Source organism: Streptomyces sp. NPDC006610 (assembly GCF_040611575.1).
Taxonomy (GTDB): Bacteria; Actinomycetota; Actinomycetes; order Streptomycetales; family Streptomycetaceae; genus Streptomyces.
On sequence record NZ_JBEXOP010000021.1, the window covers coordinates 118705 to 128735 of the forward strand.

Consider the following 10031-nt stretch of genomic DNA (forward strand, 5'->3'; position numbering starts at 1 on the left):
CGGAGGGAACCGAGGAGAAGATGATCAGCCAACGAGTCGCCTGCGGGCGGCTGACCGCGCACGCGAACCCCGGTGACGAAAAAGGACGGAAGCAGGCCGTCCGGCCCGTCGGCGGGCCCGCGGACCGTCCGTACCGTTCCATACCGGCGCCGGGGCAGGTGCGTCACCGTGTCCGCTGAGCAGACGGCCGCCGGGCACGCGACCGGCGGGGACACGGCCGCCGAGCACACGGTGGGCGGGCAGGCGGCGGCCGGGCACACGGCCGTCGGACACCCTGCGGCCGGGGACGCGGCGGCCGGGGGCACGGCCGCGCCGTCGCGCAGCGCGACCCACTGCCCGTACTGCGCCCTGCAGTGCGCCACCGTCCTGTCGGGCGGGCGGGGGCAGACGTCCGTGGAGCCGGTGGCGGACTTCCCCGTCAACCGGGGCGGGCTGTGCCAGAAGGGGTGGACGGCGCCCGCCGTGCTCGGCGTGGCCGACCGGCTGGTGACGCCGCTGGTGCGCGGCGCGGACGGTGAACTCGCGCCGGCCGGCTGGGACGAGGCGCTGGACCTGGTGGCCGGGCGGCTGGCGCACATCCGCGCCCGGCACGGCGCCGACGCGGTCGCGGTGTTCGGCGGCGGCGGGCTGACCAACGAGAAGGCCTACACGCTGGGCAAGTTCGCGCGGGTCGCCCTGGGCACCAGCCAGATCGACTACAACGGCCGGTTCTGCATGGCGTCGGCGGCCGCGGCGGCCGGGCATGCCTTCGGCCTGGACCGCGGGCTGCCGTTCCCGGTCTCGGACCTGGACGGGGCGGAGGTGGTGCTGCTGGCCGGGGCCAACCCGGCCGAGACGATGCCGCCGCTGATGCGCCACCTGGAGCGGGCGGACCTGATCGTCGTCGACCCGCGCCGCACCCGCACCGCCGAGCTGGCCGCGCTGCACCTGCAGCCCGTGCCCGGCACCGACCTGGCCCTGGCGCTGGGCCTGCTGCACCTGGCCGTCGCCGAGGGCCTGCTGGACAAGGAGTACGTCGAGCAGCGCACCAGCGGCTTCGACGCGGCCTGGGAGCCGTGCGCGGCCTGGTGGCCGGAGCGGGTGGAGGAGGTCACCGGGGTGCCCGCCGAGGACCTGCGCACGGCGGTGCGGATGCTGGGGGCGACCCGCAGGGCCTACGTGCTGACCGGGCGCGGCGTGGAGCAGCACAGCAAGGGCACCGACACGGCCTCGGCGTTCATCAACCTCGCCCTCGCGCTGGGCCTGCCCGGCCGCGCGGGCAGCGGCTACGGCACCCTGACCGGGCAGGGCAACGGGCAGGGCGGGCGCGAGATGGGCCAGAAGACCGACCAGCTGCCCGGCTACCGCTCGCTGACCGACCCGGCCGCCCGCGCGCACCTGGCCGGGGTGTGGGGCGTGGACGCCGGCGCGCTGCCCGGGCCGGGCCGCAGCGCCTACGAGCTGCTGGACGCCCTGGGCACGGACGGCGGGCCGCGGGCCCTGCTGGTGTTCGGGTCCAACCCGGTGGTCTCCGCGCCGCGGGCCGGGCACGTGACCGAACGCCTGGGCGCGCTGGACCTGCTGGTGGTGGCCGACTTCGTGCCCTCGGAGACGGCCGCGCTGGCCGACGTGGTGCTGCCGGTGACGCAGTGGGCCGAGGAGGAGGGCACGATGACCAGCCTGGAGGGCAGGGTGCTGCGCCGGCGCGCCCATCTGGCCCCGCCGCCGGGCGTGCGCAGCGACCTGGAGGTGCTGGGGGCGCTCGCCGTGCGCCTGGGGCAGCCCGCGCACCGCTTCCCCACCCGCCCTCGGGAGGTCTTCGAGGAGCTGCGCCGCGCCACGGCGGGCGGCATCGCGGACTACAGCGGCATCAGCTACGACCGGCTGGACGCCGGCGAGGCGCTGCACTGGCCCTGCCCGGAAGAGGGCCATCCCGGCACGCCGCGGGCGTTCCTGGACCGGTTCGCGCACCCCGACGGGCGCGCCCGGTTCACGGCCGTGGAACACCGGCCGCCGGCGAGCGAGCCCGGCGGCGACTTCCCGCTGTACGCGACGACCGGGCGGGTGCTGGCCCACTACCAGTCGGGCGCGCAGACCCGGCGGGTGGCGGAGCTGGCCGGGGCGGCGCCGGAGGCGGTGGTGGAGATGCACCCGGACACCGCCCGCCGCTTCGGTCTGGCCGACGGGGACCTGGCGGAGGTGTCCTCCGTGTCCGGCACGGCGCGGGCGCGGGTGCGGGTGACCGGCGCGGTGCGGGCCGACACGGTGTTCGTGCCGTTCCACTTCCCGGGCGCCGGCCGCGCCAACCTGTTCACGTCCGACGCGCTCGACCCGCGCAGCCGGATGCCGGAGTTCAAGGTGAGCGCGGTGCGCGTGGCCCCGGCGGGTGAGCGTCCGTGAGCGGCGTCGTCATCGTGGGCGGCGGCCCGGCCGGGCACCGGCTGGCCGCCCGTCTGGTCCACCACGGCCACCCCGGCCCCGTCACCGTGATCGGGGCCGAGCCGGGGCCCGCCTACAACCGGGCCCTGCTCGGCTCCGTCCTGGACGGCACGCTCGAGGCCGGCCGGACCGCGCTGCCCGCGCTGCCGGACCGGGTGCGCCGGCTGACCGGGGTGGAGGTGAGGGCCGTCGACCGGGCCGCGCGCACGGTGCGCACCGGCGACGGCCGCGAGCTGCCCTACGGGGTGCTGGTGCTGGCCACCGGGGCCCGGCCGAGGCTGCCGCGGGTGCGGGGCCTGCTCCGGCCGTGCGGGCGGCCGGCCGACGGGGTGCGCACGGTGCGCACCCTGGCCGACTGCCGCCCGCTGCCGCCCGGGCCCGCCGTCGTCCTGGGCGGCTCGGTGCGCGGCGTGGAGACGGCGCTGGCGCTGCGCCGGGCCGGGCACGAGACCGTGCTGGTCCACCCCGCCGGCCGCCTGATGGACCGCTACCTGGACGCGGAGGCCTCCGCGGTCCTGGCCGGGTGGGCGGCCGGGCAGGGCGTCGACCTGCGCCTGGGGCGGCGGGCCGAGGAGTACCGGCCGGGCAAGGTGGTCCTCGACGACGGCCAGGTGCTGGCGGCGGGCGCGGTGCTGCTGTGCACGGGCACGGTGCCCGAGACGGGGCTGGCCCGGGCCTGCGGTCTCCAGGTCGAGGACGGGCCGGCGGCCGGGGTGGTCGTCGACGGGCTGCTGCGCACCGGCGACCCGCACATCCACGCGATCGGCGACTGCGCGGCACCCGCGGGCGCCTTCGGCCGCACGGTGCTCGGCGCGTGGGAGCAGGCCGAGGCGCTCGCCCTGCTCCTCACCGGCCGCGGCGGGCCGTACACGCCCGGGCGGCGGGTGCTGCGGCCGCGCACCCCGGGCAAGGACCTGGTCGTCCTGCCGGCGCACGGGACCCGGCCGCCGGGGGACGGGGAGCGGACCGTGGCCCTGGCCGACCCGGCGCGCGGCCGTTACGCCCGCCTGGTCCTGGACGGGGACCGGATCCGTGAGGGAGTCGTCATCGGCTCGCCCCGTGCGGTGGCCGCGGTCAGCGGGCTCCATCTGCGCGGCGCTCCCGTGCCCGGCGACCTGTTCGCCCTGCTGGCCGGCGGCGACGGCGTCTACGCGGGCGGCGGGCAGCTCCCGCCGGACGCGGTGGTGTGCCACTGCAACAGCGTCACCAGGAGGGCCCTGGAGGACGCCTGGCACGCGGGCGCCCGCGACGAGGCGGCGCTCACCCGGGCGACCCGGGCGACCACGGGCTGCGGCAGCTGCGCCTCGCTGGTGCGCACGCTGTGCACGGACCTCGCCGGCGCGGGCGCCGGCGAGCGGGAGGGGGAGCTGCGGTGACGGCGACGCGCACGCTGGTGGTGGCCGGGCACGGCATGGCGGGCCACCGGCTGGTGGAGGAGATGACCGCCCGCGACCGCGAGGGGCGGTGGCGCATCGTGGTGCTCGGCGAGGAGCCGCGGCCCGCCTACGACCGGGTGGCGCTGTCGTCGCTGCTGTCCGGCGCCGCGCCCGGCGACCTGGCCCTGCCCGCCCCCGGGCGCGCGGACCGGGTGAGCCTGCGCCTGGGCGCCCGGGTGACCGGCGCCGACCCGCGCAGGCGGACGGTCACCTGCCACGACGGCACCGAGATCGGCTACGACGCCCTGGTGCTGGCCACCGGATCGCGGCCGTTCGTGCCCCCGGTGCCCGGCCACGACCTGCCCGGCTGCTTCGTGTACCGGACGGTGGAGGACGTCGCGGCGATCCGCCGGGCCGCCTGCCCGGGCCGGGCGGCGGTGGTCGTCGGCGGCGGACTGCTCGGCCTGGAGGCGGCCGACGGGCTGAAACGGCTGGGCATGCGGCCCCATGTCGTCGAGCTCGCCCCGTGGCCGATGCCGCAGCAGATCGACGAGACGGGCGGCCGGGTGCTGGCCCGGTCCCTGGAGCGGCTCGGGATGGCCGTGCACTGCTCCACGGGCGTGCGCGCGGTCACCGCCGGCCCCGGCGGCCGCGCCGGCGGGGTGGAGCTGGCCGACGGGAGCGTGCTGGAGGCCGCGCTCGTCGTCTTCGCCGCCGGGATCCGCCCGCGCGACGAACTCGCCGCCCCGCTCGGGCTGGCCCGCGGCGAACGCGGCGGCTTCCTGGTGGACCGCTGGTGCCGCACCGCCGACGAGCACATCTGGGCCATCGGCGAGTGCGCGGCCGTCGCGGGCCGCTGCCACGGACTGGCCGCCCCCGGCCTGCGGATGGCCCGCACCGTGGCCGGCCTGCTGCTCGGCGAACCGGGCGAGGCGTTCGACGGCACGGACGACGCCGCCGAACTCAAGCTGGCCGGCGCACCGGCGGCCGGCTTCGGCGACGCGCACGCCCGCACGCAGGGCGCGATCGCGTACGTGCGGGAGGACCGGCGCGCCGGCGCCTACGCCAAGGTCGTCCTGGCCGCGGACGGGCGCACCGTCCTGGGCGGCGTCCTCGCCGGGGACACCCGCGCCTACCCGGCGCTGCGCGCCCTGACCGGCCGTGAGCTGACCGCGTCCCCCGACGAACTGCTCGCCCGGGCGGCCGGGGCCTGACGCGCCCCGCGTCTGCCGGTCCCGGGCACCGCGGGACCGGCAGACGCCGGGCCGCCCGTCGACGGGGACAGCGTCGCGCAGGACGGCAACGGTCACGGCGCCCATGTGGCCACCACCGTCGCGGGCTCCGCCTACGGCGTCGCCAAGAAGGCGACGTGCGGCCGCGCCCGTGCCGGGGCGGGGCGGCGCCCGCCGGCCGGCCCCTCGGGCGGGGCCGCGGGGGGATGCCGGTGAGAAACCGGCGCGCCGGCCGGAAGCCCGGCCGGGGGTGACCTTCGACGTCGAAAGCGGCCTCATCCGCACGCCGCGCCTGCGGATCAACCCGGACGAACCCACCGGCCTGCGCCGCACCGGCGCCTGACCGGCCCGGGCGGTCCGCCGCGGCTTTCCGAAAGCGCGCCTCCCCGGCCGGGCGCCCGCCCGCCGCCGCGCCCGGTCCCCGGCCGTCATCCCGGCGCCGGCCTTCCGTGCGGCGGGCGGCCCGCTCCGCAGCGGCCGGCCCGGACCACGGCAGCGGCCAACCAGTCAGCCCCACACGTCTTCTGACGGACCGTCATGCCGGCCGTGCCGCCGCGGGCCGCCGCGACCGCCCGGCGGGCGCCGGACGGCGGGCGCAGGGCGTGCGTGCACGGGTATTGACCTGGCGCTCGGCGGGCCTTTAGCTTCCCTCATTCCCAAATGTTTCGGGCTCCACTTCGAAACATTCGAAGAACGACGGAATGAGACTCCCCGCATGAGACCCATTCGCTTCGCCACCGTGGCCGTGAGCGCCGCCGCCCTGTCCCTGCCGCTCGTGACGGGTGTGGCCACGGCCGACCCGGCGGACGGCCGCCAGGCCGCGCCGCACTCCGAGGCCCGGTTCGACCGGCTGCGCGAGGCCGCTCCCGAGGGCTTCGTCGTGGGCACCGCCGTGGCGGGCGGCGGCCACCACCTGGAGCAGGACTACCCGGACCCGTTCACCTCGGACAAGGAGTACCGCAAGGTCCTGGCCCGCCAGTTCAGCTCGGTCTCCCCCGAGAACCAGATGAAGTGGGACTTCGTCCACCCCGAGAAGGACCGTTACGAGTTCGGGCAGGCCGACGCGATCGTCGAGTTCGCCGAGAAGCACGGCCAGGTGGTGCGCGGCCACACGCTGCTGTGGCACAGCCAGAACCCGGCGTGGCTGGAGCAGGGCGGCTTCTCCAAAGAGGAGCTGCGGGCGATCCTGCGCGACCACATCACCACCGTCGTCGGCCGCTACGCCGGCCGGATCCAGCAGTGGGACGTCGCCAACGAGATCTTCGACGACCAGGGCCGGCTGCGTACGACGGACAACATCTGGATCCGCGAGCTGGGCCCGGGCATCGTCGCCGACGCCTTCCGCTGGGCCCACGAGGCCGACCCCGAGGCGCTGCTGTTCTTCAACGACTACAACGTCGAGAGCGTCAACGCCAAGAGCAACGCCTACTACGCCCTGACCAAGCAGCTGCTGGCGCAGGGCGTGCCGGTGCACGGTTTCTCCGTGCAGGCCCACCTGAGCACCCGTTACGGCTTCCCGGGCGACCTGGAGAGCAACCTGCGGCGGTTCGACGCGCTGGGCCTGGAGACGGCCGTGACGGAGCTGGACGTGCGCATGGACCTGCCGGAGAGCGGCGTGCCCACGGAGGCGATGGAGCAGAAGCAGGCCGACTACTACCAGCGGGCGCTCGAGGCGTGCCTGGCCGTGGACGGCTGCAACTCCTTCACCATCTGGGGCTTCACCGACAAGTACTCGTGGGTGCCGGTGTTCTTCCAGGGCGAGGGCTTCGCGAACGTGATGACCGGCGACTACACCCGCAAGCCCGCCTTCTGGGCGCTGCGGGACACCCTGAAGGAGGCGCGCGAGAACTGAGCCGCTCCCCCGCCGGGCCCCGTCCGCCCGGCGGGGTCCGCCGCCCCCGCACCGGTCCTCCAGGCCGGTGCGGGGGCGTTTTCGCGTGTCCGGGCGGCCCGTCTCCAGCCGGACAAGAGCGAGACGCTCCCATACCCCAACGGCTCTAAAATGAGAGCTGCTATCATTTACTTATGGCTTCCAGAAGCTGTCGGCCGACGCCGGCCGGCCGGGGGGACGACACCCCCGGCCGTCTGCGCCTCACCGCCGGCACGGCCCCCGGCTCCACCGCCTGACGTCCGGGCGCGCCCTGCTCTTCCTCCGAGAGGTCTCCATGAGTACGAACCCTGAACAGGTGGCACCCGCCGACGGGGGCGGGGGCGCGCTGGACGCGCGCCAGCTGCGCGCGATCCTGATCACCACCTCGATCGCGCTGATGGCCGTCATGGCGTCGATGTCCGGGCTGAACGTCGCCCAGACGCACATGGCCGTCGACTTCGACACGTCGCAGAACACGGTCCTGTGGATCATCAACATCTACACCCTCACCCTGGCCGCGCTGCTGCTGCCGCTCGGCGCGGTCGGCGACCGCCTGGGCCGCAAGCCCATGCTGATCGCCGGTCTGCTCCTGTTCGGCACCGCGAGCGTGGTGGCGGGCCTGGCCCCGAACGCCGAGGTGATGATCGCCGCGCGGGTGGCCGGCGGCGTCGGCGCGGCGATCATCATGCCCATCACCCTGGCCGTCATCACCTCCACCTTCCCCGAGGAGCAGCGCGGGAAGGCGATCGGCGTGTGGACCGGCGTCGCCGGCGGCGGCGGCATCGTGGGCATGTTCCTGTCCGCCCTGCTCGTCGACGTCGCCGACTGGCGCTGGCTGTTCGCCCTGCCCGTGGCGCTGATCGTCACGGCGCTGGTGATGACGCTGAAGTCGGTCCCCAACTCCCACGAGCGCTCCCGGCACGCCTTCGACACCGTCGGCGCGCTGCTGTCCGTCGTCGCCGTGGCCGCCCTCGTCTACGCCCTGCAGGAGGGACCGGACCGCGGCTGGAGCGCCTCGGTGACCGTGGCGGGCCTCGCCGTCGGCCTCGCCGCCACGGCCTGTTTCGTGGTCTGGGAGCTGCGCCGCCGGGACGCCGCGCTGCTGGACGTGCGCCTGTTCCGTGAGCGCGGCCTGGCCGGCGGCTCGGTCACGCTGCTCGTGGTCTTCGGTGTCCAGGGCGGGATCTTCGTGGTCCTCTTCCCCTTCCTCCAGGCCGTGGTCGACTGGTCGGCCCTGCTGTCCGCGGCGGCGCTGATGCCCATGGCCGTCGCGATGATGACGGCCTCCGGCCTGACCCCGAGGCTGGCCGCGCGGATCGGCCCCCGCGCGACCATGAGCGCGGGCATCGCGCTGACCGGCGCCGGCCTGGCGCTCATGGCCCTGCTCGTCTCCGTCGACGGCGGCTACCTGTCGATCCTGCCCGGCATCATCGTCATGGGGCTGGGCATGGCCCTGTCCATGGTGCCCTCCACCGAGGCCATCACCCGCTCCCTGCCGCGCGAGAAGCAGGGCGTCGCCTCCGCCCTCAACGACGTCACCCGCGAATTCGGCACCGCGCTCGGCGTCGCCATGCTCGGCGCGATCCTGACGGCCGGCTACCGCAGCGCCATCGACGACGACCTCGTCGGCGTCCCCGCGGAGGCCGCGGAGCCCGCGCGGGAGGGCATCGCCACCGCCCTGCAGGTCGCGGACGGCGCGGGCGCACGGGCCCTGGCCGACGCCGCGAAGCAGTCCTACATCGACGGATGGCAGCAGTCCATGTGGGCGGGCGCCGCCGTCATGGCCGTGCTGCTCGTCTACATCGTCCTGCGCGGCCCGAAGGACACTCCCGCCAAGCCCGCACCGGACACGGCGCAGGAGGACCCCGAGGCCGTCGCCGCCCGGTGACCGCACAAGAAACCCGATAACCCGATAAGCCGGGCGGCGTGCCGGCCGGACCCCTCTCCGGGGACCGGCCGGCACGCAATTCACCCCTGCCCCGCCACGAATTCCGGATTCTTTCGGAAACACCCGGCGGATGACCGTGCGCGGATTTTATGAATAGCTCATTTCGAGTGATCCTCTAGCCGCCGCTGATAAAGTTTCGAAGAAAAATACGCAGAGGAATCAGCGGCGCCGACTGCTTGGAGATGGCGATGTCCAGGGGCATTGTGGCGGAAGAAATATATTCGGCGATCAAAGACTCGGCCATGCTGGTCGGCGCCCCCTTTTCGCACGAAAGGGTCTGGCCGGTCCTGTCCGCGTTCGCGGACGGATTCTCGGACGACGGCGGAGTCGTCCTGAGCCTGCAGGCGGGCGGCCGGGTCACGGAGTTCGAGTACTCCGTGCAGATCGGCGCCGGGATCGCCGACCCCTACACGCACGCGCTGGCGCACGGGTTCTTCACGGAGACGGACCGCCCCGTGCGGTCCCTGCTCGCGGAGATCGGGGCGCTGGCGCCGACCGGCGAGCACTACATCGACTGCGGGATCGTCGGCGGTTTCAAGAAGATCTACGTGAACTTCCCGCACGCCCTGCAGAAGGTGTCGGCGCTCGCGGCGCTGCCCTCCATGCCGGACGCGGTGGGCGGCAACGCCGAGTTCTTCGCCCGCTACGGCCTGGAAGACGTGGCGCTGGTGGGCGCCGACTGCCGGAACAAAACCGTCAACCTGTACTTCCAGCTCGCCGAACCGCTCGCCGGGAACCTCACCCCGGACACCGTCCGGGAGATGCTCCGCGAAACCGGGATGAGCGAGCCGAGCGAAAAGATGCTGGCGTACGCGGGAAAGGCGTACCGGGTCTATGCGACGCTCGGCTGGGACGCGAAGGAGATTCTCCGGATCTCCTTCGCGCCGCAGCCGCGCCGCGCCATCGACCTGTCGCTGCTGCCCGCCCGGCTGGAGCCTGCCGTCGAGCAGTTCATGCGGGTCACGCCGCACAAGTACGCCGGCGACCTCCTCAACGCCACGGCCGCGAAGTGGTCGAAGGAGAAGGAATTCCTCGACCTGGCCGCCTACTACCAGACTTCCGTTCTGCATCTGAAGGCCATCGAAGAGCAGAAATGACGGGCCGGGCCGCGTCCCCCCAACCCGCGGCCCGGGCCGGTCCTGCCTGAAACAGAAGAAGGGGCCCTTTCTCGCTCGGCGCCGAGCGGG

General features: G+C 75.0%; 6 protein-coding genes. All 6 read left to right on the forward strand.

Translation table 11 applies throughout. From position 1 onward, the window contains the following. Positions 1–168 precede the first annotated feature (168 nt). Complete coding sequence (locus tag ABZY13_RS18865; RefSeq protein ID WP_356632044.1) at positions 169–2379, forward strand: molybdopterin oxidoreductase family protein; 2211 nt, start codon at positions 169–171, stop codon at positions 2377–2379. Further along, a complete protein-coding gene (locus tag ABZY13_RS18870) occupies positions 2376–3794 on the forward strand; it encodes an FAD-dependent oxidoreductase (RefSeq protein WP_356632046.1) in 1419 nt (472 codons plus the stop codon). The genes ABZY13_RS18865 and ABZY13_RS18870 overlap by 4 nt, the downstream gene beginning before the upstream one ends. After that, positions 3791–5008: an FAD-dependent oxidoreductase gene (locus tag ABZY13_RS18875; protein ID WP_356632048.1), complete on the forward strand. Its 1218-nt coding sequence runs from the start codon at positions 3791–3793 to the stop codon at positions 5006–5008. The genes ABZY13_RS18870 and ABZY13_RS18875 overlap by 4 nt, the downstream gene beginning before the upstream one ends. Positions 5009–5741: 733 nt before the next feature. Further along, positions 5742–6878, forward strand: coding sequence for an endo-1,4-beta-xylanase (locus ABZY13_RS18880; protein ID WP_356632050.1), 1137 nt, complete (start codon positions 5742–5744; stop codon positions 6876–6878). Between the two features lie 313 nt (positions 6879–7191). Beyond that, positions 7192–8784 carry an MFS transporter gene (locus ABZY13_RS18885; protein ID WP_356632052.1) on the forward strand — a complete coding sequence of 531 codons (1593 nt, stop codon included), beginning with the start codon at positions 7192–7194 and terminating at the stop codon, positions 8782–8784. 248 nt (positions 8785–9032) lie between these two features. Next, on the forward strand, positions 9033–9941 hold the full coding sequence (locus ABZY13_RS18890) for an aromatic prenyltransferase (protein ID WP_356632054.1): 909 nt from the start codon (positions 9033–9035) through the stop codon (positions 9939–9941). Positions 9942–10031 lie beyond the last annotated feature (90 nt).